This window comes from Candidatus Saccharimonadales bacterium, from assembly GCA_035758565.1.
Taxonomy (GTDB): Bacteria; Patescibacteriota; Saccharimonadia; order Saccharimonadales; family UBA10212; genus DASTXL01.
Genome location: DASTXL010000001.1, coordinates 258,811 through 282,236, shown reverse-complemented (window position 1 = coordinate 282,236; position 23,426 = coordinate 258,811). Strand labels below are relative to the sequence as shown.

Genomic DNA, 23,426 nt, shown 5'->3' with positions numbered 1-23,426 from the left:
GACTTATAATAGCAAGTACCTTTAAAGCAAAAGGAGGAGATTTATGAAACTAGCAAAATTCAACGAGGACCAAGCGCTAATTATCCAGGTCATAGAAGAATCTGGGGAAGAAGACGTTGAAAACCTCGCCGAAAGGCTGCGCTTTGACCGCCGCCGCTTGTTTAATATCCTTCAGAACATGCAGCATAAAGGTCTGGTTAAACTCAAAAATACCGGTTACGGCACAATGGCCACTCTTAGCAGCAAGGGTCGAAAAACGGCTCGCTTGCTCTGGCCGGAACTACCGTACATCCGCTACGGTCAATAGCTTACGGCCGACTTTAAAAGTCCGGTTGCCCTTAGGGGGCCGGACTTTTAGTTTTGGCAGTGTTTGTGCTTTAAGTCATAGCGCCACGGGAAGAATCCTTACATATTTTAAATATGGGTAGCGTAGATTCAGCATTTCAAAGTTTCCCCCGCGAAAAGTTCCTGCCTAGTCAGGCAGGAGTCGGCTTTGACGTAGCGCTCCCGATCGGCTTCGGGCAAACCATCAGCCAGCCTACAACGGTGCGTTACATGCTAGATTGGCTGGACGTTGAGCCTGGCGATAAAATTCTTGATGTCGGATCCGGTTCCGGATGGACTTCTGCCCTGCTTGCTTATCTTACGGGTTCTACCGGTCGGGTTTACGCCGTAGAAATTATTCCCGAGCTAGTGCAGCTAGGTCGTGATAACTGCCGTCGTTTAGGAATACATAACTTAGAATTCCATAAAACCGGTAGTAGGTATGGCCTGCCCCGTTACGGACCCTATGATCGAATTTTGGTGAGTGCGGCTGGTGATGAAGTGCCTGGTGATCTGCTTAGTCAAGTGGCCGTGGGTGGCAAAATGGTGATTCCGATCGATGAAATGATTTACGAAATAGAAAAGCTAAGCGAAGGCAACATTGATGTTATTGAACATCCAGGTTTTGCCTTTGTGCCTTTGGTCGAACCGCTAAATGGCCGGTGAGCTAGCTATCCCATGTAAATTTATTGCCAAAGTGACCCCAGGCCGCGGTTTTTTCGTATTGCGGCTTAAGAAGATCAAGGTGCTTAATGATGCCGGCTGGCGTTAAGTCGTAGCCGGAAACAGACTGCTCTTGGCCGTCAATTAGCACGGTGGCTTCGACCGGTTCGGCTACACCAATGGCATAGGCAAGGTAACAATACACCTCCTTGGCGCCAGTGTTTTTTAGGTAGTCAACGGCAATTCGGCGGGCCATATAAGCGCCAGAGCGGTCTACCTTAGAAGCATCCTTGCCAGAGAACGCACCACCGCCAACAGGAATCTGCGGACCGTAATTATCAATGACTAATTTGCGCCCAGTTAAGCCTGTGTCGGCGTCAAAGCCGCCTTGGTCCCAGTCGCCCGATGGGTTGGCAAAAATAGTTACATCTCGAGCAGTATTCTGGCCTTTAAGCCACTCGGCTACGGCTTCGGCGAGTTCGGCCTGCTTGGTGTGCTGAAAGCTAGCTACAACAGTTACGATTTGATTGTCTTTGAGCGTGACTTGGGTTTTGCCGTCATTCGGCCAGAGCGCAAATAAGCGTTGATTAAGTTGGCGCGCCAGAACTACCTCCAGAGGCAAAAGTTCGGTGGTTTCGCTTGTAGCGTAGCCCACCATTATTCCCTGGTCGCCCGCGCCGCCGGTGTCAACTCCACTGGCTATTTCCGGGCTTTGCCTGACAATTTTAATATGTGCTTTTGCGCCGGGGGCGATTCTTTTAACAATTGGCTCGATGTCGACATGATGATCAGAGGTAACTTCGCCAACTACAAAGATTATGCCGTGGCCGCCAACAGCCTCTACGGCTACGCGAGCTTTGGGGTCTTTGGCTAGATAGGCGTCTAAAATAGCGTCGGATATTTGGTCGCAGAGTTTGTCGGGGTGTTTTGGGCTGACACTTTCGGCGGTTTTGTAATTTGACATTAAAAATCCTTTCTTTTTGCAAGAGAAAGGATCGTTTTTGATCAACATATCTTTCCCTCGCGGGCGAGATTTAGCACCTTACTTTTAGCAGGTTGCTGGCAGTTTAGGGCTCGTTCCCTGGCTGCTCTCTTGATACTTAAATTGTTAACGCTATTTATTATACACGAATCAGATCGAGGCTAAGGCGAGTTTGCTGGTTCGCGCCTAGCAACAGAGGTTATTTTTACAAAAAGCCAACCCAGTAGAATCATCTGTAGCTCTTGAGCGTAGCCTGCTAGGTGGCTAAAAACACTACTTTCGTAGAAGGATTCTAAAGCTAAAAGCCCAAAAAACAATAAAGTCGAAACTAATACCACCCAACTAAGAAGCTTCGTCGCTTGGTTGCCCACTCGATTGGCATAAAGGTAAACGGCCAGCGGGATTAGTACATAGCATAGGCCGATGATCGTACTACTAAAGACATGGGTAGGCAGCGAGACTCGGTGCAGGCTGATCCTGACTGGCGCGTTGCAATGAGCATCAACCGTGCCAGAACACGGCAGTGGCAAAACGGCATCCAAGCAGTTTGATAGTCCCAAAATCAGTAGCCCAAATCCTAGCCAGCTATAATAGCGTCGTCCGGCCAGCAGTCTGTAAATAAGAATGCCCAGCCCTGCCAGCAAAAGCCCAGAGACTATATCGAGCAGTCTGAACAGCCAGTGATAAGGTTGAGTTGATGCACTAAATTCACTAACTGATCCGCCGGCCAAAAACAGATGGTTATTTAAGAAAATGCCGAGTATCCAGTTATTGAATGATATGGCTGCCGCCAAAGCTATTAGCGGTAAGAAGCGAGACTTTAGCATTAACCGTATAATAACACTGTTAACTCCATGAAAAGCTTAAGACAAGACTGGCCGCTTAATATAATTGCCGCGCTAACGGCTTTGCTTGGAATCGCCACGCTATCCAGTACGCTCTATGAGCTTGTTCACTTGCACTACGCTCGAATCATTATTGCCGATGCCCATTTAACCCTAATTGCCGGCATTAGCCTTATATATTTGGGCATGTTACTGCGGCGCGGCAAGCATAACGCCTGGCTGGCTGCCTTAGCTGTTTTTCCGCTGATTTTAATTCGTAATACCAGGCACTTTGTTTTTGATGACGAAATGAGCGGCCACTATCTGCTGCTAGTACTCACTAATCTTGTCCTGCCTATCTTGCTTTTGATTTGCCTGGTTATTTTCAGGCAACGGTATGTCGTTCGCAGTGAAGCCACGACTTTTCGAATTGCTTTGCGTAGAGCAATCATTATTTTATTGATAGCTTTTCTATATGGAGTTATTGGCTTTCAGCTTTTTGACCGGCGGGATTTTCATGAAGAAATCGGACCGTCGACAGCCGCCCATTACACGATCGACCAAATTGGCTTAACCACTAACAATAAACCCACGCCGCATACCCGGCGCTCCCTATTCTTCGTCGATTCGCTAGCTACGGTCAGTGTGGTTTCTCTGGCCTACGTAGCATTTTCTTTATTTAGTCCGATTCGCTTTCGCCTGGCGCATCGGCAGCAAGACTATATAGACGCCAAAAATATTGTTGGCTGTCGTCCAAAAACTAGCGAAGACTTCTTTAAGCTGTGGCCGCGCGATAAGGTCTACTTTTTTAACCAGTCTAGAACCAGCATGCTAGCTTATCGGGTTAGCCGAGGCGTAGCTCTGGTGGTCGGTGATCCACTGGGAACACCTGCCGAGGTCAAACAGCTTTTAATTTCTTTTGATGAACTTTGCCGTGCAAACGATTGGCGAACAGCTTTGGTGCATACGGACAAGTCTAACCTCAAGCTATATAAACGCTTAGGCTTGGAGGCGCAAAAGATTGGCGAGGAGGCTCTGGTCGATGTTGCCAATTTCAACTCCTCGGTAGTTAGAAACAAGTACTTTCGCAACATCAATAACCGCTTTTCTAAAGGCGGTTATACCTTTGAAGTCTTAGAGCCTCCCCACGACCAAGCAACCTTAGACCGATTGGCTGTAGTTTCGGACAGCTGGTTGAGCTCACCTGGTCGAGCCGAGCGTGGATTTATGCTCGGCTACTTTAGTGCCGCCTATATGCAACAATGCCGTATTGCCGTCGTTAAAGACCAAAGCGGTAATATCCAAGCTTTTCTTAATCAAGTTCCTGATGTTCTGAATAAAGAAGCCAACTATGACTTTCTGCGCCACGAAAGCGGCAGCTTAAGTAATATTAACGACTTTTTGATGCTTAACTTCATAAAATATCTAGGGATCGAAGGCTACAGCCATCTCAATATGGGTCTTTGTCCTTTGTCCGGCCTGGACAAAGAAAATGACGCTGACAAAAATCTACTCGGCAGCATTTTAAGGTTTGCTTATGCCAACGGCGGCCGGTTTTACTCGTTCGAAGGCTTAAAGCGCTTCAAATCTAAATACGAACCTAACTGGGAAGACCGCTACATTGTTTATGGCGGCGGTATTGCTGGTTTTGGCCGCGTTTTATCTGCCCTGCTCAAAGCTATGACGAACATCGCCTAAGCCTGCGGCAGGTAGACGCTAAAAACCGAACCCTTGTCTACGGTACTGGATACTTCTATATGGCCGTGGTGAAGATCGGCAATCTTTTTAGCTAGCGCCAGACCCAAGCCGTAACCCTCAGCCTGGTCTTTGTTGCGGCTGGTGTCGGCCCGATAAAAGCGATCAAAAATGCGAGGTAAATCAGAAGCCTTGATGCCCTGCCCGTGGTCTTCAACGCGCAAAAAGGCTGCTTTTTTTGACTGTCCGGTAGCTACCAAAATTTTGCTGCCCGCCGGGCTGTATTTGATTGCATTGTCTATTAAGATAGCTGCTAGTTCCGTTAGGCTGGCCGGGTCGCCAATAGCCACCGATGGCTTGAACTTGGTTTCTAAATCGATGTTTTTTTGCTGAGCGTTCTTCTCCATTCTGGCAATGGCTTCGCGGGCTGATTCATCCAGATGAACGGCTTGGTTCGTTTTAATACGACCGTTGTGGTTTGCTAATTTAAGCAGACCTTCTGATAAAGTTTTGAGTTTGGCGACTTCTTCTAGATTGCTGCCCAAAAGGGCGACGGCTTCGGTTTTAGATAGCTTTGGATCGCGCAGGGCGACTTCAATCTCTGATTGCATGGCGGTCAGCGGCGTGCGCAACTCATGGCTGGCATCGGCGGCGAAGCGCTTTTGGCCTTCTAACGCGGTTTCGATTGGTTCTAAAGTACGGCGCGCTAGAGCGTAGCTAGCCGCTCCGCCAACAATCAAAACCAGCAAGTTTAATGCCACCAAATTGGCGCGTAGATGAGCTCGGTCTTGATCGAGTTGTTGCTCTCGAATTTGCGAGTAATTATTAAGGTCGAACGGCGACAAAAAACCATTGTAGTAAGAGACCTGGCGGTTGACGTTACGATCTAAATCATTGCCGGCAACATGGTAAAGCGCCACGCTAAAAACAATGCTTACCACCATGATGATGCCGAGGTACCAGGCCGTGATTTTTAGTGCTGCGGAATGAAACATTTTTAAGCAAGCCTTCTTGCCGTGCCGGCCTGATTTGATTTTGAATCATTAAAACTCATCTTATCTTTCTCCTAGTTTGTAGCCAAAGCCGCGGAGCGTATGAAGCAGTTCTGGGCTGTCGAAGGGCTTATCGATTTTGCTGCGTAAATAGCCCATATAAACCTCCACCGTATTCGGCAAAACGTCGGCATCAAAGTCCCAAACGTGCGCAATGAGATTATCTTTTGATAAAACTCGCCCGGCGTTGCGCATTAAGTATTCCAAAAGTGCAAACTCTTTGGCGCTTAAGCGAATATCCTTGCCCGAGCGCTTGACTTCATAAGTCACCGGATCTAGCGACAGATCGCCGACGTTTAAAACCGTGCTTTGAGCTTCGTGCGGCCGGCGCAGCAGTGCCCGGATGCGGGCGAGCAACTCCTCGAAGCTGAATGGTTTAACTAAATAATCATCGGCGCCGGAATTTAAACCCTCTACGCGGTCTCGGACTTGGTCGCGGGCAGTTAGTAGCAGAATCGGTGTGTGCACGCCCTTTTCGCGTAGTTGACGGCAGATATCCAAACCCTCTATCGAACCCGGCAGCATGCGGTCAATAATCATTACGTCGTAACTTTCGCTTAGGGCGGCGCCTAAGCCGCTATCGCTGTCGTATTCAACATCAACGGCATACTTCTCTTGTTCTAATCCGCGCTTCAGCGCGTTAGCAATCTTATGCTCGTCTTCGATAACTAAAATCCTCATAACTTAATTTTACTTGATAGAATCTGATAATAAACTGAACAGCGGCAAGCGCACTGCGGCTGATGTAGAATTATAAAAGTGGCTAAACTTAAGCGAATTCATTTCATCAAAGCGTTCGGTCTTATCGGCGCGCTACTGTGTCTGGCGGCCTTTATTCATGAACCCAGCTTTCCTACTCCAGACAAACTCTTCGTATTTTTGCTGTTTGTTTTTATGGCTTTTGACAATGCTTGGGAGTTTACCAAGCGGCTACTACCCTTTGTGGTCGTGATTCTTATTTATGAATCTTTTCGCAGCGTGGCCGACCAGTTGAACAAGCACGTGCACTACGGTTTTGCTCCCCACGCCGACAAGCTCTTATTTGGCAACCTGCCAACGGTTTATTTGCAGAACTGGCTGTGGACTGGTCATGTCCGGTGGTACGACATTCTTTTATACATTCCGTACATGATGTTTTTCATCATCCCATTTTTTGTGGCGATTTTAGTTTGGAAAACACGGGATAGTTATTATTGGCAGGTCATAACGGCTTATAGCTTGCTATTTTTTGCCGGCTATCTGACATTTTTATTGCTGCCGACGGCTCCACCTTGGCTAGCCTCGCAAAATCACTACATTCAGCCAATAACAAGAGTTTCAAGCTATGTTTGGTCGGCCATGGGCATTCACAACTTCCCTTCGGTCTATAATCACATTTCTCCTAACCCAGTAGCCGCTTTTCCATCTTTACACGCTGGTGTTTCTACGCTGTTTTCGTTGATGATTTTTAAGCTCTACGGCCGGCGTTGGGGCGCTTTAAGCCTACTTTATCCTACCCTGATATACATAGGAGTCGTTTACGAGGGCGAGCATTACGCCATCGACGTGATTGCCGGTATTGTTTACGCCGTCGGCGCTTACCTAACTGCGCCTTATGTAAGCCGCGAACTAGAGAAACTCAGTTGTTGGCTTAGGCTAAAGTACTCCAGTAGTACCAGAAGCGTTTCAAAATCAGCGCGATAATTATTAAGAACCACAAGAGTAAAATATCGCCGTGATGCCGGCGAGCAAGAGCAATAGCTCGAGGAAACTTATTAGTCAGCTTTTTAGGGGCGTGTCCGGCGCTCAAGTTATATAAAGTGGCGTACCAGAACATCGGTCCGGTGCAGGCCCAGACAATCATGCAAAAAAGACACAGCGCACCAATGCGGTAAAGCGTCTGAAATTGCAGCCAGGTAATGAATAAAAAGGCGAACAAGAGCCCGGCTTCAACCAATCGCCAAAACCACTGCTTAAACTTGGCGCCAGCTAACATGGCGACACCGATTGCGGTTACGGCGGCGTAACCGGCAATGCCAATGAAGTAGTTAGGAAAGCCGAAGGCGTGAGCCTGATTGGAATCCGCTACATTCGTGCAGCTCAAAACGGGGTTTAAATTGCAAACAGGAACGTAGCTAGGGTTTTTTAACCTGTCGAACACTTCTATAGAAAGCATCACCGAAGCAACTAAAGCAATAAGGCCGCCAATAACCAAAAGCCAGGGCAAAACTGCTTCTAATGTCCAACCATTTTCGCGGGCTTGTTTTGGTGCCGTTGTCATTACTAGAATTCTAGCACGCCTCGTTTGCGTTTAAGACCTCAGCCTAGATTCAGCGATGGTTGATTAGTTGTAGTCAGCACTTGGTATAATAAAAGCAAAGCTTCTATTTAAGGATTTGTTTTGATTTTAAGCGGCATCACAACCGAACAATTTATTAGCATGTATAACCACGCCTATCAACCAGAAGGTTTAAACTAATATGGTGCTAAAAAACATAAAACGTCTTAACAGCAAGATCGAAGATATTACCGTTAACGTCAATCTTTCGCCTAGCAGAATTGTTTCCCTGGATATTATTCGCGGTCTGTTTCTGATTTCTATACTGATTGACCACATTGAACTTTACCCAAATGGGTTTGATTATTTCACCGGCCGTGGCCGCCTGTTCGTTAGTGCCGCCGAAGGCTTTTTCTTCATGTCGGGCTTGCTTGTGGGCATGGTCTATAAGCGCCGCCTGAATCTTGGCATGAAATTTATTGTCCGCAAAATGTGGCGGCGAGCCCTGGTACTTTATCTGGCTTCGGTGTTCTTTACCTTGCTGTTTACGGCGTTGGCCGTTTTCACCAACCACCAGACAATCAAGTATGGCTTATATAACGTAATCAACTGGCCTCATATCATCAAAGAGACTGTTTTGATGCGCTATGGTTACGGCTGGGCGGATTTCTTGGATCGTTTCGCCCTATTGATGTTTATTGCACCGTTTGCCTTTTATCTGCTGACCAAGGGCAAGTGGTGGCTAATGAGCGGTATCAGTTTTTTGTTTTGGCTGTGGGGTCAGTTCGGTCCGCAAGACAATAACTTTACGATCACCTGGCAGTTCTTGTTCAACATGGCTATGCTGCTTGGTTTTTACTGGCCGCAGATCAACGCCCGCTGGCAAAGCTTAAAGGCATCTACCAAGAAAAAGATCGAGCTTTCTATTGTTGGCGTTTCGGCCATAACGTTCCTGTTTAGTTACGCCAGCGTCTATATACTATCTGTTTTGAATGAAAAACTACCCTCGCTGCCGCACTGGCTTTATAATCTGACTTTGCACTGGAATAGCTTTAACTCAGCGGTTTGGGTTTACGCTCAAAAATGGACTCTCGGACCTCTGCGCTTAGTTTTGTTTGCTCTTTGGTTTAGCGTTTTGTTTATGCTTATCAACAAATACAGCGAGACCATCAATCGATATACCAGATACTTAGTTGAACTGCTTGGGCGCAATAGTTTGCTTGTTTATATCGAACACGCCTTTATTGTGTTTGCTTTTAAATATTACATACCGCCGCAAACTAACTTTTGGCAGAACTTTCTATTTACGGCCGGAGCTTTGGTGGCGCTGTTTATCGTTACCATTATTTACAAAAATATCGAGCCGAATGTTAACAAAAAAGTTAACTCAATAATTCGCGGCATTAAAAAACCTTTTCTAAAGCTACTAGTGTTTAGTGTCGAGGCTTGATTTAGCCTGAAAAAAAGTTAGAGACCGCGGCCAAACTAGACCTCGCTGCGCGCCCAAGCCGTGATCGCCATTAGGATACACATAATATTCGTGGGGAATTTTGAGTTTGTTAAGCCTGCTGTTTAAGTCGGCAGAAAACTTCGGAGGCACTATTTGGTCTTTTGAACCGACGTGAATTTGAATGTTAGCTTTAATGAGTTTGAGATAGCTCAGCGGCGTGGTTTTATTCCAATAAGCTGGATTAGACGCGGGCGTACCGTGGGCGTTGATTTCTTGCAGACGGATTTCCGTAGCAGCGGGATTATTAAAATCGGATATCGGCGTGTAATCCAAATACATATCTTGCGGCGTGCCCACCGGGCCGGATAGTAATACCACATGTTTTATATCCGGCGAAACTACAGCTGCCCGCAGGGCAACGTAAGCTCCCATACTTTGACCCCAAAGGCTAATGTTATTTTTGTCTAGGTAGCCGGTTTGTTTGACCGAGGCGATAAGGCTCATAACATCAGTGTTATAACTCATAGAATAATAGGCGCCGTCGGGCGTGCCTGAAGCTACCGAGAAACCGTTGCCCCGAAAATCGGGCTTAATAACGGCAAAGCCGTGCTGACTGTAAAAATCCATATCGTTAATGTAGGTTTCGAGCGTTGAATATGCCTCGGGGTTGGCATAACCGTGACACAGGATAATGGTTGGATAGTGGCCGTTTTTGGGCGGGTCTTTAGGCAGCGTCATTAGGGCGTACTCGCTTAAACCGTCCTTAGACACATTAAAGACAACTAATTGTTCGCGCACATTGTTGACTACGCCAAAATCTTTGACTTTTTCTATCGGCTTGCCAACGTAGGTGGCCTGTCTAGCCTGTGACAAGTCTAAACTTTTGTAATAGAGCGCTTTGGCCGATGGATGAGTAGGCGTGTAATAAAAGACCAAAAACCACAAGATCAGCGCAAAAACGGCCGTTAGCCAAGCCATACTTAAGAAAATCCGCTTTTTTGGAGCGCGCTGATTAGCCTTTTTGGACCTTTTGATTATTGATTTTTTGTTTAGCTTTAGCATTTTAGCTAAATATACCAGTTTTAGTTGATATTTTCACCTTTACCGCGCAATAGTGCGGCTACCCTTTTCTGCTTCGCTATGGTTCGGGTCTGTCGGGTTTAAGGCGTGGCCGCCGAATTTATTGCGAATGGCTGCCAGGAGTTTGGTGGCATAGGTTATTTCGCCTTTTTGGCTAGCTAGGCGCACGTCAAAGGCCGCTTGGATCGATGGCATTGGCATATTTAATTCTTTGGCCGTCTCTAGCGTCCATCGGGCTTCGCCGCTCTCGGCGACTACTCCTTCGACCCCTGTCATTTCAGGGTTTTCGGCTAAGGCTTGGCGGGCCATTTCGTTGAGCAGCGAATCCACTATGCTGCCGTGCTGCCAAACGCCGCCAACTTTGGCCAGATCAATCCCCTTATAAGGTCCTTCCTTTAGCATTCGATAACCTTCAACGTAAGATTCCATCATTCCGTATTCAATGGCGTTATGAACCATCTTGACGAAGTGTCCGGCTCCGGCCGGACCAAAACATCCCCACCCGCCACCGGCCGGGGCCAAGCTTTCTAGAATTGGTCTGACAGCTTCGACTGCCTGCTCATCGCCGCCGATCATCATGGCGTAGCCGGCCTTGCGTCCTAGAATTCCGCCGCTGGTACCAACATCCAGGTAGAGGACTTTCTTTTGGCGGGCTTGTTCGGCGTATTTAGTGCTATCGGTGTAGCGGGAATTAGCTCCGTTAATAAGTATGCCGCCTTCGGGCAGAGCTTCTAGAGCCTTGGTCACGTGATCCTGGGTAATGTTTTCGGGCAACATTAACCAAATAATGGCCGGGTTCATTTTGGAAGCCAAATCTTTGTAGTCTGTGGCTGCGATAGCACCAAGTTTAACCGCCTCTTCGACCGGCTCCGGGCTACGATTCAGAACTACTACCTCATGACCATTTTCTAATAAACGGGCTACCATGTTGCCGCCCATGCGCCCGAGGCCACTAAATCCAATACGCATCTTAACGCCCTCCTTTTATGTCTATTATAAACTGCTCGAGCTATTCGTCTATTTGATCGTTGAAGATGATCACTTCTTTACCTAGTTTCAAAAGCTGCGCCGGCTGTTCGGCTGCCGGTAGGTTGGATTTTAACTTCGTTAGTTGTTCTCTTTTCTCGAGCCCGGCTGCGTACACGATCAACAGGTCAATTCTCTCTATTAATTTAGCGGTGGTGGTGATGCGTACGTAATCGTCCCACTCGTAGCCGATTACTAGACGCTCGGTTTCTACTGACGGGCTGTGCGGCTTAATACCAAAGGTGTGCCCGTCGGGCCCCAGTCCGGCTAAGGCGATTACAAAATCAGTTTGATCGAGCAAACTAGAGAGTTCGCTTTGGTAATCATTTACAGTTTGTTCAAGGCCTTTGTTCTCCAAGATTGGTTTGAGGGGTAGGTCAAAGCCAGAACTTTTAAGTTGTTCGTAATTCGAGTCTTTATGACCGGCATCGCCGTAGCGTTCGTCAATTAGCAAAGCGGTTAGATTATCCGTTTTGTGGTTGTCTTTTAGTTTCTTCGAAACTTCGATTTCAATGGGAATCGCCGAACCTCCCGATAGCAACCAAAGCACTTTTGCACCGTTTTCAAGGTGTTCTTCGATTGATTTGAGCACATAGTTATACACAGGCTCTGTGGATAAGATCTTTTTAAATTCAAATTTATTCATAACCTTTATGGCTCGCTTATCTGTTAATTAACGCCCTATGAGAGATATTTTACAAGGCAATTGATAAATGGTTAACAATCGGTTTAAGCAATTGTTCACAGCCGGTAGCTTATGCTTAACGATATCATTTTAGTCACAATAGCAATGAAGGGGGAGAGCTATGAAAAGTGCGCGTACGTCGGACACAAACATTAAATACATACTGACTCAACCGGCAAGGTTGTCTAATATCACTCTTGATGAACTGGAAGATGACGACAATTACGCCTGGAGAGAAAAAGCTCGCAAACTGCAAGCTAGGCGCTGGCGCCGCATTAAGCACCAGCTAGCTTAAAAGCTAAACTAATCCTAAGTAAGTCCACTTGCCCTAAAACGACCGGCCTGCCCTCCGGTCGTTTTTTATATATCAAATTCGGCTGGTGGCAATTCTGTCAGGTAAGAATCAGGCACCTTTTGCCACACGGAATAGGCTTGCTTGACGTATTCGGTAAAGTAGCCGTTGCGCTTAACTTCAGCCTCGTAAACGGGCCTCACCACTTTGTCCACTGCCGCATCCCAGTCGCCACCTTGCGGCACGTTGCGTACTCGCTGAGGTTCATCGTCTATTAAAACAATGCTCTCGCAGCTGTCTCGCAATGAGTCAAGAGTACGCTTATAGTCGCCCCAACCCTCGTCTTCACCCTTTTCACCCAGTTGATATGGAATGTGCAACTCTCCAAATTGCCGACGCGGATCATAGTTTGAGGAATGGGGCAAATATAGATTTGAATGCACTGGAGCAAACATTGTGGGTAAAATCCGATCGCCCATTTCTACGCTGAAGTTAGAGTAAAAGCTCGGAGGTGCTAAGAGGGTTCGATAATCAATAGTTCTTCCGTACCACTCAACCGCTCCGCGCTCTCGAGAAACTTGCCGAAGTTCTTTCGTTACATCACCCGCAAAGTCCCACAATTTTTGCTGATTGCCAGGCGAACGCAGCCCAACGATGAGCCGACCACCAGGCTTCAATACTCGCTTTATCTCCTGAAGTATCTTCATTGCGTCAGAGTGATATAAAACGAACATACTGACTACACAGTCAAAAGATTCGTCCGGGAACTCGAGCTGACGGGCATCCATTTTGTAAAGCTCGATGTCTATTCCGGGTTTCTTTTGCTCAAAATACTCTTTGAGCTCTTCTTGGAAGTTTGAAGCTCTATCGACTCCAACTACTCTGGCATTGGGGTGTTGGGGCACATAGTTTTTTATAAGAATGCCGTCACCGTAGCCAATTTCAAGAATTGATTGCCCCTGTATTTCTTGGCCGGCTTCCCGGAAAATGTTTCTTTCGGGGTAAGAATACTTTAAGTAGAGTTCTCGTCTATAAATTGCGCTCGTAGAAAACCGCTCCTCGAACTCATCGCTGTCGCTGGCAAAGCCATACTGTTCTTTAGCTATTTCGTCCGGATCTCTAAGAGGCAAATCGGTTAGATCTATGTCTGGAGGCAGATCGCTTAGATCGATATCCGACGGTAACTCGGCTGGGCTTGAACCGCTAAGCTCAACTCCAGGCGGCAGCCAAAGCCCGTTATTTATGTTTTGAGCCTCACTCATATATCTATAACATTAACATAAAATCGATGTTTTTACCAGAGCTATAACCCCTTATGCTTTATAAAATCGTAGCGTTTGATATCCTTATAGGTGATGAATGACGCCAAAATTTCGGAAGAGCTAAAAGCTCTGTTGCTTAAGGGTCGCCACTATAAGATTCCCAAAGGCCAAATCATCCAGTCTACCGAAGACCGGCTTGTTTTTAACATGATCAAGTCCGGTTTTGTTAAGCGCTACCTAATTTCTAACGATGGCGCGTTGGGTGTGCAGGTAATTTATGGTCCCGGCGATATTTTCCCTATCACGCTGGCTCTTAAAATCTTGGTTGGGCAAGATATTAATCCCGGACCCGAAGTCTACTACTATGAAGCCATGAATGACGTAGAGCTTTACACAGTTGAGCAGCCGGTTCTTCAAGAAGGTATAGAAAACGACCCAATTCTGTATCGCGACTTGCTGGCGATCTGCGGCAAACGCCTGCATTCGACCTTAAATAGCCTAGAGAATCTCACTCTGCGCAGTTCATACAAAAGGTTGGCTCACCAGCTGGTTTACTTGGCCGAAGCTTACGGCAAGCAAGTCAAAGAAGGTACGCAGATCGACCTGCAGCTTACCCACCAAGACTTAGCGGATATTCTTAGCCTGACCCGCGAAACTATCTCGACCAATATTATTCGCTTGCGCAAAAAAGGCTTGATCAAAACCGGTCGCCGGATAATTATTCCAAACCTAGAAAAATTAACCGAAGAAGCTTTTAATTAGATTTTTTGATCTGGCTATCGAAGGTCAGGATATCGTACTCCAGCTCGTTAATGCCTTCGAGCTGATATACCTGAAAAGTCGAGAATATTTTTTTGTCGTCGGGGTTCAAGTCAAGTATTTTAATAGCTTTATCAATATCTTTCCAGCTCCCTGCCTCAATCTCTAGGTACGGTTTAAGCAGCGGCCAATAATCAATATCAAATTCAATGGTGTCGAGCGTCCAGCGCACCCGGCGGTTTTCTTCGTAGAACTTCTGCTTTAATCCGACAGCTTCTAAAAATTGCCAGGCTTTGTCGAAGCTATCCACTTTGATTTCGATTTCTTTCATGCCAACGTCATTCGCACCGTCGTCAGACATCTTTCTTTGCTTGAAACCCATGGTTACTTGACTGCCTTCATCGCGCACGCGAATCCAAGCGCCTTGATCGTTGAGTCGCAGGTCCGGATAATCATAAACTTTGCGCCGGTATTTTTGGTCAAACTCTTTTTTAGCGCCCAAACTTTTGAGCTTTGACTCGATCTCTTCAACGTCGATATTCAGAAACTTAACTTCAATCTCTTCCATGTCAACCTTACTGTAAACATCCTATCAAGGCTTTGGGCGTTTTTGCTTCTCCACTATAAAGTACTTGCCTGCAAAGTTCCTCATCATGCTCTAATGCATAAATTGATTTGTGCAGCGCGGCTGCCGCTCCTACCTCAAGAGTCACGCTATTTCCAGCATACCCGCCCTTGTTATAGACGAAGGTAACATCGGCTTTTCTAATAAATTCAATATGGTGAAGGGTCAAGCCGGTGGCTACCAGGACTGAGATTAAAGGATCCTGCTTTTCTAGTTCGGCCCAGTCGAAATTGGTTAAAAAAGGCTCATAAACGAACACACCTTGTGCTTTTAGCTCTTTGGCAAACTCTCTAATCTCGGACTTAAAGCGCCTTGCGCCGCACATTACCACCGATTTCATTGAGTGAATTATACATCAACATACAAAAAACCGGACCAGTATGGTCCGGTTTTTTGTATGGCTGGGACGGAGGGATTCGCCTCGCCGGCAAAAGAAAAATTACTTTTGCCAAGGCGACCCGGCTCCCATGGTCGCCGGGCTAGGTTCGGGGTTTGCCCCCGGCAAACCCGTTCGAATCCCATCTAAAAAATCAAGGCCGACAAACGAATCCTAAAGATCCATTTATCGGCCTTGGCTGGGACGGAGGGATTCGAACCCCCGAATACCGGGACCAAAACCCGGTGCCTTACCACTTGGCGACGTCCCATCGTCGGAACTTGCGCTTTGGCCTCGTTTTGCCTATCGGCAAAAGCTTCGGCTTGTCGCTAGATTCCTCCTCTCAAAATCATGAATCCTCTCATGATTTTGTTTTGCAGAACAAGACGAAGAACAGAGGTTATTTTATACGCTGCGCAAGCTTTAGTCTAGGCTTTTACAGATAGGCTCTAACAATTTATAATTAAACGGACATGCCAAAACGTAACTTAGATGCGGCAGATTATATCCAGCCGCTTAATATCAACGGTCTCGAAGGCCGTATGCTGTACCTGCCTACTCAAAATAAAAAATACGATCGAGATATTCTTTTTGTCTACGGTCAGCATTCTAGCTTGGAACGCTGGTGGGGTTTGATTAAAGTGTTTAGCCATTACGGCAACGTAACAATGCCGGATATGCCTGGTTTTGGCGGCATGGCCAGCCTATATAAAATCGGGCATACGGCTACTATTGATGAGCTGGCTGATTATCTGGCCGCCTTCATGAAACTTAAGTACAAACGGCGCAAAGTTACGATAGTCGCCATGAGCTTGGGCTTTGCCACCGCCACCCGAATGCTTCAGAAATATCCCGAACTAACTGACCGTGTCGAAATGCTGGTGAGCGTGGTTGGATTTTCGCACCATGATGACTTTATATTTCCCAAGAGCCGCATGCGCATGTACAAACTCGTCTGCGGCCTATTTTCGAGACGCCTTCCAGCGGCGTTTTTTCAGGGCGTGTTTTTGCAGCCATTTTACCTTCGCCGTGCCTACAAGCACTCCCGTTTTGCCAAAGAAAAATTAGCTAAAATGTCTGGCGACGAATTTAACAAGACCATGGATATGGAAATTGTGCTCTGGCGGATCAATGATATTCGCACTCAAATGAAAACTAATGTAGAAATGTTTAATCTGAACAATTGCGGCAAGCACATAAATCTTCCGGTTTATCACGTGGCTTCTCAGCACGACCGATACTTTAACCACGTAAAGGTCGAGGAGCATTTCCGCCAGATATTTACAGACGTGAACGTATTCTTCACTAAAGATCCTAACCACGCTCCGACAATCATTGCCGACGAAAAAACTGCCGCGCCATTCGTGCCCGACGGGCTGCGAAAGGCGTTTGCCAAAAACCCTACGGCAAAAAAGAGCCAGCAATCTTCCAAGAGATCATCTAAGCGGACGGTAAAAAAATGAAAATAGCACTAATTTGTCCTTATCATATGTTTCGCGGCGGCGGTGTTCAGGAATGCGTTACGGCTTTGCGGCAAGAGTACGCTGCTCGCGGCCATGACGCTAAAATCATTACGCCGATGCCCAGGGATTACGAGGGCGAAGTGCCCGAGCATATCATTACCTTAGGCACCTCAATGAGTACCACGGCCTTTGCCGGTAGCGCTTGGCAATGGTCTTTTAGCGTTGATAATGACGCGATCGACGAGGTCTTTCAGCGCGAGCAGTTCGACGTACTGCACTTCCACGAGCCCTGGATTCCGTTTTGGAGCCGCCAACTGCTAGGCAGGGCCAATATGGCGACGGTTGGCACTCAGCATGGACGATTTTGGGAAACGCTGACAGCCAAAACTGTCACCACGGTGGTAACTCCATACGTTAAGTCAATGGTTAAACACTTTGATGTTTTTACTGCCGTTTCGGAGCCGGCCACTGACTGGTTCAGGGCCGTTACACACCGACCGATCATCATTGTGCCCAACGGTATAGATCTTGCTAAATTTCAAGTTTACACTCCTAAGCCAAAAGGCAAAAAAAGCAATACAAAAACCATTTTTTATGTGGGCCGTCTAGAAAACCGCAAAGGTGTTAAATACCTCCTGCAGGCTTTTCATGATTTAACTAAAAAGCGCAAGGACGTTCGTCTGGTAATTGCCGGTAGTGGCGTGGATGATAAAAAACTAAAAGAATTTGTAGCCGATCAATCTATCCCTAGGGTGGAGTTCCTGGGCTTTATTAGCGAAGAGGACAAAGTTCGTTATCTTCATGAGAGCGATCTATTTTGCTCGCCGGCGGTCTACGGCGAAAGCTTCGGCATCGTGCTTCTAGAAGCAATGGCGGCCGGTTTGCCGCTGGTAGCGGGCGACAATGCTGGCTACCAGAGCACATTAATCGATACCGGCGCTATTTCACTCGTTAATCCTAAGGACACAGTTGATTTTGCTCGCCGCCTAGAAATAATGATGTTTGACGAAAAGATCAGGCAGATTTGGCGCGAGTGGGCTCTGAATTATGTAAAGCAATTTGACTATCCGATTGTTGCCGAACAGTATCTGGCTATTTACGAACAGGCAATCAAGCGCCATGAAGAACACGCCAAAGCTTAAGATTGGGTTTGTCTTTGACGACACCCTTGATAGCTCGGATGGCGTCGCCCAGTATGTCAAAACTATAGGTGCGTGGCTTTCAGGCCAAGGTCACGAAGTTAGGTATTTGGTCGGCGAAACCAAACTTGAATCCTGGCAGGGCGGCAAAATCTATAGCCTTTCTAAGAATTATAAGGTCCGCTTCAACGGCAACAGGCTCACAATTCCCGGTCCGGCTAGCCGCCGCCAAATTAAGAAAATTTTGCATGAAGAAAAATTCGACGTACTGCACGTGCAAGTTCCCTATTCGCCGCTGCTTGCTTCGCGCGTAATTAGGCTCGCTCCTAAAAATACGGTTATTCTTGGAACATTTCATATCTTTCCAGCTGGGTGGCTTTCGCAATTTGGGTCGCGCCTGCTTAGAATTGCTCTGGCTAACAGCAAACATCGTTTTGACGCGATGGTTAGTGTCAGCCGAGCCTCTGCCGAATTTGCTCGCGTGGCTTACGGGTTCAAAACCGAAATTTTGCCCAATGCCGTAGACATATCTAAATTCCGTTCTCATGGCGCTGTCAGCAAAAGCGATATTGTATTTCTTGGCAGACTAGTCGGGCGCAAAGGCTGCCTAGAACTGCTCAAAGCCGTCAATATTTTGGTTAAAGAGCCTGGCATGTCGAAGATAAAGGTTAGAGTTGCTGGCGCCGGCGGGCTGGAATCAATGCTCAAAAACTATGTCAAAGAGAACAAGCTAGGTTCTAATGTCGAATTTTTTGGTTTTGTTAGCGAAGAAGAAAAGGCCAAGCTGCTTGCCGGAGCGCGACTTGCCTGTTTTCCGGCGCTTTACGGAGAAGCTTTTGGTATTGTCTTGATCGAAGCGATGGCGGCTGGTTCAGGTGTGGTTTTGGGCGGCGACAATCCCGGCTATCGCAGCGTGCTTGGCGAACGAGAAGAGCTGCTCGTGGATCCCAGGGATTCAGAGATTTTCAGTCAAAGACTCATGTCTCTATTGACTAATAGCAAACTGGCCGCGGATCTGCATACCTGGCAGGAGCAAGCTGTCAAACAATACGACGTCAACGTGGTCGGCAGACAAATCGAATCTATCTACCACTCGCTGATTGCCAATAAAAATAAAAACGAGCATAATTAATATCAATGAAATCTGACAAAATTGTCGTCAGTGTAACAAACCGGACAATCTTCCGCTCTATTCTCTGGGTGGTCGCGACAGTCGTTGCCTTCAAGGTCATCGGCCGCGTCAGTCATATCCTTATACTTATCTTCGCGTCGTTCTTTTTAGCCCTGGCGCTCAACCCGGTAGTTAGCTGGTTATCGCGCCGCTCGGGCATAAAAGGCCGCGTGCAAGCCACATCGCTAGCTTATGTACTGGTGATTGCGGTCTTGGCCGCCTTCTTTATTCTGGTGACTCCGCCGCTGGTCAAACAAACTCGCACCTTCATCAATGAGGTCCCGCATCTGGTTGATAATTTTCAGCACCAGGATAGCACGCTCGCCCGGGAGGCGCGTAAGTATAAACTCGATCAGAAGCTTTCCAGCTCGGCCCGCGACTTTGCCAATAATTATGGCAATTTCGGTACGACTGTCTGGGACACCGGCAAACGGATAGCCGAGATCGTTACCTCGATTTTAGCTGTTTTGGTCATGACGTTCATGATGTTGGTCGAGGGTCCGTACTGGCTCGATCTTTATTGGGGCATCGTGCCCGCAAGCAAGCGCGCCCACCGCAAAGATCTTGCCAGGCAGATGTATAAAGGTGTCAGCGGCTTCGTCAACGGACAAGTTATAATTGCTCTGATCGCCGGATTTTTCGCCTTTTTGGCGCTCGAGATCGCCAGTCACGTCATGGATGTCAGCATCAATGCCGCCGCACTGGCCGGCATAGTCTCCGTCTTCGGGCTGATACCCCTGTTCGGTAACCCGATCGCCTCGACGGTCGTTATTTTAGTCTGCCTGTTGAACTCCCTGAGCCTGGCCATAGTCATGCTGATTTACTTCATCGTTTATTTCTTCGTAGAGAACCACACCTTCCAGCCGTTCATCCAGTCGCGGCTTAATAAACTGACTGCTCTGTCGGTTTTTGTCGCGGCGCTGCTTGGTGTCGGCCTCGCAGGATTTCTGGGTGCTATCGTAGCCATACCCGCTGCTAGCGCCGTCAAAGTCCTTCTAGAAGATTATTTCAAACATAAAAATCCGGGCGTAAAACCGCCCACCAAAAACGAAACCATCCAGGCTGTTTAGAGTCGGTACCAAACTGGGCCTTGCGGCGTGTCGTTTATGCCAATTCCCTGCTCAGCTAACTTATCACGCAGCTCATCGGACTTTTGCCAATCCTGATCCTTGCGCGCAATTTCGCGCTGATTTATTAGATCTTTTTCATCGCTGCTGATATCTGATGCGCTCATCAGGTCAAGTCCGAAAAGATCATCTATTTGCTTTACAAATGGTCCGATTAAAAATTTCTCATCAGCTAGTGATTTATTCTCTACGCCCTCTATGAATTGCTCGATCTTTTCTAGTGCTTCAGGAGTGTTTAAGTCATTTTCTAATGCAGGAATGGTGCTGAACTTACTCACAACTATCATAGCTGGCGAAAAGGAACCAGCAGCTGGTTGAGCTTCTTGGAAACGCCTAACAGCAAAATTTCGAAACCTTTTTAAACGATTTTTAGCAGCCTCGAGCGCTTCCCAGCTGAAGTTAGACTGGCTGCGGTAATGGCTTTGTAAAACTAGCATTTTGAAGTCCATTGGCGAATAGCCGCGTTTTTCTAAGTCTTGCAAAGTAAAGCCGTTACCCAAAGACTTGCTGATTTTATGGCCGTTGACCATCATATGATTGTTGTGCAGCCAGAACCTAGAAAGCGGTTTGTTAAAGGCGGCTTCGGTTTGGGCGATTTCGTTAGTGTGGTGAGTGCCGATATGGTCGACTCCACCAGTGTGAATATCTATGGGATCGCCAAGGATGGCGTGGATTATAGCCGAACATTCGATATGCCAACCAGGAAATCCGTCGCCCCATGGGCTTGACCAATGCATTTCATGGTTAGCGAATCTACCTATCGTAAAGAACCATAACGCAAAATCTTGTGGGTGGTGTTTCGCACTGTCCGTTACAACTTCGCTTCGAGCGCCGACTTCTTTATCCGATAACTTTTGTCCGGTCAGCTTGCCGTAGTCGTCGAGCTTTTGAACATCGAAGTAGATTGCCTGCCTAGTTTTATAGGCGAAACCTTTATCGATTAGTGTTTGAACCATTTCTACTTGCTGCGGAATATAATCGGTAGCCTTAGCAAATTGACTTGGTTCAAGCAGGTTCAAGGATTTGAAATTTTTCTTAAAGTCTTCGGTGTAAAAGTCGGCAACTTCTCGGGCGGTTTTGCCTTCGCGGTGAGCGCCCTTTTCCAGCTTGTCCTCGCCTTCATCGGCGTCGCTTACTAAGTGCCCTACGTCTGTTATATTCATGACGCGGTTTACATCATAGCCTTTGAATTTAAGTAATCTAACCAGAACGTCCCAGTAAATATAGCCGCTGTAATTGCCAATATGCTGATAGTCGTAAACAGTTGGCCCGCAGGTGTAGATACGCGCCTCGTTATCATTTATTGGTGAGAAATCTTCTAGCTTGCGGCCGAGCGTGTTAAACAATTTCATGACTTATCACCACCTAGCTCGTCTAGAAGTTTGGTAGCTACTTGGATGCATTCGCTTTTTACGTCTTCAAAATTTCGGCCGTCGGTTAGCTTAAAACCGGCAGCGTATGGGTGGCCGCCGCCGCCAAAATGCTCGGCTAATTTATCGCCGATTCCCTTGCCGTAATTGCAGCGAATTTTACCGGTAATTTTGCCGTCGCGGTAAACCTTAAAGCAGATAGCTACGTCGGTGTCCTTGGCCAGTCGCATGTCGTCAATAACCAACATTGGCGGATTGTATAACGGGCTATAGCGCTCGATTTCTTCCCACGGAATAGTTACGGTAGCAATGCGGTTATCGCTATAGAATTCAACTCTCTCTAATAAACGGCCTTTGTAATGAATTAGCTCGGTCTCGCGGCGCATGGTTTCGCGGCGGGCGTTTTCTAGCTCTGCCAGGCTCACACCGCCTTCAACCAACTCGGCAATAATATGGATTGAACGGGCGGTTGTGGCTTCAGAGGTAAGTCCTAGGCTGTCGCTCAAAATTCCCATGGCAATGAATTCTTTAGCTTGCTGAGTTAAGGGCCAGTTTAAACCTTTGGCAATTTCATATATGAGTTCACAGGTGGCGACGGCCGGCTTGACGTAAGCAAGCTCGGCGAAGTCTATTGTTGGCGCTGTGGCGTGGTGATCGACGATTAAGCTCGGCTTGGCGGCCAACCATGAGCGCTGGCTTTTTAACCGCAGCTGCTCTAGCAACGAATCGCTGCTGGTGTCTACAATAATGCTGGCCTCAAAATCGTTGGGAACCTCAGAGGTTACGCGGTCAGAACCAGGAAAATAGTGCAAATACGATGGCAAATCAACTCCGCAATATAAATAGACATCCTTGCCCAGCTCGGACAAAATTTCTTCTAAGGCAAGGGCGCTAGCCAGGCTATCGCCGTCGGGGTTGTCGGCCTGGACAACTAGAATTTTCTGGTGAGTTTTAACAAATTCATCAATGTCGGTAATTTCAGCAAGTTTCATTAGTATAATTGTACCTTTGCCACCTTGTGCCGACAAGGTGGCGCCAAGCTCTCAGCACATTCGAAAACTAGATGGTCGCTCGGTTGCTCGTCAAAAGTGAATCTGCGGGACTCCTCACTTTGTTCGTCAGACAAGTCCTCGATACTGCTTTTGCCTCGCTACTCGCTCCCTCTGTTTTCTCGAGTGCTGACTATATACTAAAGTAAGGCTTGGCGGCCTTCTAGGGCTCGGGTGAGGGTAATTTGGTCGGCGTACTCTAAATCCACGCCAACCGGCAAGCCGCGAGCCAGGCGAGTAATTTTAACCGGCTTATCGCCAACGGCTTGGGTGATTAGTAAAGCTGTGCTCTCGCCTTCTACGCTGGCGTTAGTGGCCAATATTAGCTCTTGCACATTGTCTTCATCTATTCGGTTGATGAGTTCGCTTATATGCAGGTTCTCGGGGCCCACGCCATCAATTGGCGACACCAAGCCGCCCAGTACGTGATAAGTGCCGTTAAAACTATTGGTTTTTTCTAAAGCCACAATATCAAAAGGCTCGGCCACTACCGCTACGACGGTTTTATCACGCTTGGGGTCGGCATAGAGCGAACTCACCTCCTGCCCTTCCTCAATCAGCGCAAAAGTCTTTGGACAGTAGCCAATGCTTTTATGCAGCCGGTTCAGTTGTTGCGCCAGGTTCAGAGCTTTGGCGCTATCGGCCTTAAATAGGCTGTAGGCATAGCGCTCGGCCGAACGCGGTCCAACGCCAGGTAGCTGGCGAAGAGCCTCGATGAGGTCCAGTAACGGTTCTGGGATAACGGCGCTCATTAA

Annotated in this window: 25 protein-coding genes, 1 tRNA gene and 1 riboswitch; of the genes, 11 read left to right on the top strand and 15 right to left on the bottom strand. The window is 47.3% G+C overall.

Annotation, left to right across the window (positions count from 1 at the left end; translation table 11 throughout):
• Positions 1–43: 43 nt before the first annotated feature.
• Positions 44–307, top strand: coding sequence for a hypothetical protein (locus tag VFT49_01655; GenBank protein HEU5004771.1), 264 nt, complete (start codon positions 44–46; stop codon positions 305–307).
• A 113-nt stretch (positions 308–420) separates the two neighbouring features.
• Positions 421–990: a protein-L-isoaspartate O-methyltransferase gene (locus VFT49_01650; protein HEU5004770.1), complete on the top strand. Its 570-nt coding sequence runs from the start codon at positions 421–423 to the stop codon at positions 988–990.
• Position 991: 1 nt separating this feature from the next.
• On the opposite strand, the gene VFT49_01645 is transcribed toward VFT49_01650, so the two are convergent.
• Together VFT49_01645 and VFT49_01640 are read right to left on the bottom strand one after the other, a co-directional pair.
• On the bottom strand, positions 992–1,951 hold the full coding sequence (locus VFT49_01645; protein ID HEU5004769.1) for a methionine adenosyltransferase domain-containing protein: 960 nt from the start codon (positions 1,949–1,951) through the stop codon (positions 992–994).
• Between the two features lie 43 nt (positions 1,952–1,994).
• Positions 1,995–2,090, bottom strand: a riboswitch (SAM riboswitch).
• Between the two features lie 40 nt (positions 2,091–2,130).
• Positions 2,131–2,796, bottom strand: coding sequence for a DUF998 domain-containing protein (locus tag VFT49_01640; protein HEU5004768.1), 666 nt, complete (start codon positions 2,794–2,796; stop codon positions 2,131–2,133).
• Positions 2,797–2,823: 27 nt separating this feature from the next.
• Between VFT49_01640 and VFT49_01635 the strand changes: the two genes are divergently transcribed.
• Positions 2,824–4,491, top strand: coding sequence for a phosphatidylglycerol lysyltransferase domain-containing protein (locus VFT49_01635; GenBank protein HEU5004767.1), 1,668 nt, complete (start codon positions 2,824–2,826; stop codon positions 4,489–4,491).
• Here the strand turns inward: VFT49_01635 and VFT49_01630 are convergent.
• Both VFT49_01630 and VFT49_01625 read right to left on the bottom strand, forming a co-directional pair.
• On the bottom strand, positions 4,488–5,483 hold the full coding sequence (locus VFT49_01630) for a HAMP domain-containing sensor histidine kinase (GenBank protein ID HEU5004766.1): 996 nt from the start codon (positions 5,481–5,483) through the stop codon (positions 4,488–4,490). The genes VFT49_01635 and VFT49_01630 overlap by 4 nt on opposite strands.
• A gap of 60 nt (positions 5,484–5,543) precedes the next feature.
• Positions 5,544–6,221, bottom strand: a complete 678-nt coding sequence (locus VFT49_01625; protein ID HEU5004765.1) for a response regulator transcription factor — start codon at positions 6,219–6,221, stop codon at positions 5,544–5,546.
• A gap of 78 nt (positions 6,222–6,299) precedes the next feature.
• On the opposite strand from VFT49_01625, the gene VFT49_01620 reads away from it, so the two are divergent.
• Positions 6,300–7,223 carry a phosphatase PAP2 family protein gene (locus tag VFT49_01620; GenBank protein ID HEU5004764.1) on the top strand — a complete coding sequence of 308 codons (924 nt, stop codon included), beginning with the start codon at positions 6,300–6,302 and terminating at the stop codon, positions 7,221–7,223.
• Here VFT49_01620 and VFT49_01615 read toward each other — a convergent pair.
• The gene (locus VFT49_01615) at positions 7,171–7,800 is read right to left on the bottom strand and encodes a vitamin K epoxide reductase family protein (GenBank protein ID HEU5004763.1); all 630 of its coding nucleotides are present in this window, start codon (positions 7,798–7,800) and stop codon (positions 7,171–7,173) included. The genes VFT49_01620 and VFT49_01615 overlap by 53 nt on opposite strands.
• Before the next feature lie 199 nt (positions 7,801–7,999).
• Between VFT49_01615 and opgC the strand changes: the two genes are divergently transcribed.
• A complete protein-coding gene (gene opgC / locus VFT49_01610) occupies positions 8,000–9,247 on the top strand; it encodes an OpgC domain-containing protein (GenBank protein HEU5004762.1) in 1,248 nt (415 codons plus the stop codon).
• Here opgC and VFT49_01605 read toward each other — a convergent pair.
• From VFT49_01605 to VFT49_01595, 3 genes are read right to left on the bottom strand one after another with little or no spacing between them, the layout of a single operon-like run.
• Entirely contained in the window at positions 9,224–10,309 is a 1,086-nt protein-coding gene (locus tag VFT49_01605; GenBank protein HEU5004761.1) for an alpha/beta fold hydrolase, read from the bottom strand. The genes opgC and VFT49_01605 overlap by 24 nt on opposite strands.
• A gap of 39 nt (positions 10,310–10,348) precedes the next feature.
• Complete coding sequence (locus VFT49_01600) at positions 10,349–11,296, bottom strand: NADP-dependent phosphogluconate dehydrogenase (GenBank protein ID HEU5004760.1); 948 nt, start codon at positions 11,294–11,296, stop codon at positions 10,349–10,351.
• 40 nt (positions 11,297–11,336) lie between these two features.
• Entirely contained in the window at positions 11,337–11,999 is a 663-nt protein-coding gene (locus tag VFT49_01595) for a 6-phosphogluconolactonase (protein ID HEU5004759.1), read from the bottom strand.
• A gap of 160 nt (positions 12,000–12,159) precedes the next feature.
• Here VFT49_01595 and VFT49_01590 point away from each other — a divergent pair, with 160 nt between their 5' ends.
• Positions 12,160–12,333, top strand: a complete 174-nt coding sequence (locus tag VFT49_01590) for a hypothetical protein (GenBank protein ID HEU5004758.1) — start codon at positions 12,160–12,162, stop codon at positions 12,331–12,333.
• 65 nt (positions 12,334–12,398) lie between these two features.
• On the opposite strand, the gene VFT49_01585 is transcribed toward VFT49_01590, so the two are convergent.
• The gene (locus VFT49_01585; GenBank protein ID HEU5004757.1) at positions 12,399–13,592 is read right to left on the bottom strand and encodes a class I SAM-dependent methyltransferase; all 1,194 of its coding nucleotides are present in this window, start codon (positions 13,590–13,592) and stop codon (positions 12,399–12,401) included.
• A 93-nt stretch (positions 13,593–13,685) separates the two neighbouring features.
• On the opposite strand from VFT49_01585, the gene VFT49_01580 reads away from it, so the two are divergent.
• Positions 13,686–14,354 (top strand): Crp/Fnr family transcriptional regulator, encoded by a 669-nt coding sequence (locus tag VFT49_01580; GenBank protein ID HEU5004756.1) that lies wholly within the window; start codon positions 13,686–13,688, stop codon positions 14,352–14,354.
• Here the strand turns inward: VFT49_01580 and VFT49_01575 are convergent.
• The 3 genes from VFT49_01575 to VFT49_01565 form a co-directional block, all read right to left on the bottom strand.
• Complete coding sequence (locus VFT49_01575; protein HEU5004755.1) at positions 14,347–14,919, bottom strand: CYTH domain-containing protein; 573 nt, start codon at positions 14,917–14,919, stop codon at positions 14,347–14,349. The genes VFT49_01580 and VFT49_01575 overlap by 8 nt on opposite strands.
• Before the next feature lie 7 nt (positions 14,920–14,926).
• The gene (locus VFT49_01570; protein ID HEU5004754.1) at positions 14,927–15,316 is read right to left on the bottom strand and encodes a hypothetical protein; all 390 of its coding nucleotides are present in this window, start codon (positions 15,314–15,316) and stop codon (positions 14,927–14,929) included.
• A 232-nt stretch (positions 15,317–15,548) separates the two neighbouring features.
• Positions 15,549–15,623 (bottom strand) — tRNA-Gln (locus VFT49_01565).
• A gap of 202 nt (positions 15,624–15,825) precedes the next feature.
• Here VFT49_01565 and VFT49_01560 point away from each other — a divergent pair.
• From VFT49_01560 to VFT49_01545, 4 genes are read left to right on the top strand one after another with little or no spacing between them, the layout of a single operon-like run.
• Positions 15,826–16,815, top strand: coding sequence for an alpha/beta hydrolase (locus VFT49_01560; protein ID HEU5004753.1), 990 nt, complete (start codon positions 15,826–15,828; stop codon positions 16,813–16,815).
• Positions 16,812–17,957: a glycosyltransferase family 4 protein gene (locus VFT49_01555; protein ID HEU5004752.1), complete on the top strand. Its 1,146-nt coding sequence runs from the start codon at positions 16,812–16,814 to the stop codon at positions 17,955–17,957. The genes VFT49_01560 and VFT49_01555 overlap by 4 nt, the downstream gene beginning before the upstream one ends.
• The gene (locus VFT49_01550; protein ID HEU5004751.1) at positions 17,935–19,086 is read left to right on the top strand and encodes a glycosyltransferase family 4 protein; all 1,152 of its coding nucleotides are present in this window, start codon (positions 17,935–17,937) and stop codon (positions 19,084–19,086) included. Before VFT49_01555 ends, VFT49_01550 begins: the two co-directional genes overlap by 23 nt.
• A gap of 5 nt (positions 19,087–19,091) precedes the next feature.
• The gene (locus VFT49_01545; protein HEU5004750.1) at positions 19,092–20,195 is read left to right on the top strand and encodes an AI-2E family transporter; all 1,104 of its coding nucleotides are present in this window, start codon (positions 19,092–19,094) and stop codon (positions 20,193–20,195) included.
• Here VFT49_01545 and cysS read toward each other — a convergent pair.
• The 3 genes from cysS to recR all read right to left on the bottom strand — a co-directional run bounded on the left by cysS (position 20,192) and on the right by recR (position 23,423).
• Positions 20,192–21,604, bottom strand: coding sequence for a cysteine--tRNA ligase (gene cysS, locus VFT49_01540; GenBank protein HEU5004749.1), 1,413 nt, complete (start codon positions 21,602–21,604; stop codon positions 20,192–20,194). The genes VFT49_01545 and cysS overlap by 4 nt on opposite strands.
• On the bottom strand, positions 21,601–22,614 hold the full coding sequence (locus VFT49_01535) for a DHH family phosphoesterase (GenBank protein ID HEU5004748.1): 1,014 nt from the start codon (positions 22,612–22,614) through the stop codon (positions 21,601–21,603). The genes cysS and VFT49_01535 overlap by 4 nt, the downstream gene beginning before the upstream one ends.
• A gap of 197 nt (positions 22,615–22,811) precedes the next feature.
• Positions 22,812–23,423 (bottom strand): recombination mediator RecR, encoded by a 612-nt coding sequence (recR, locus tag VFT49_01530; protein ID HEU5004747.1) that lies wholly within the window; start codon positions 23,421–23,423, stop codon positions 22,812–22,814.
• Positions 23,424–23,426 lie beyond the last annotated feature (3 nt).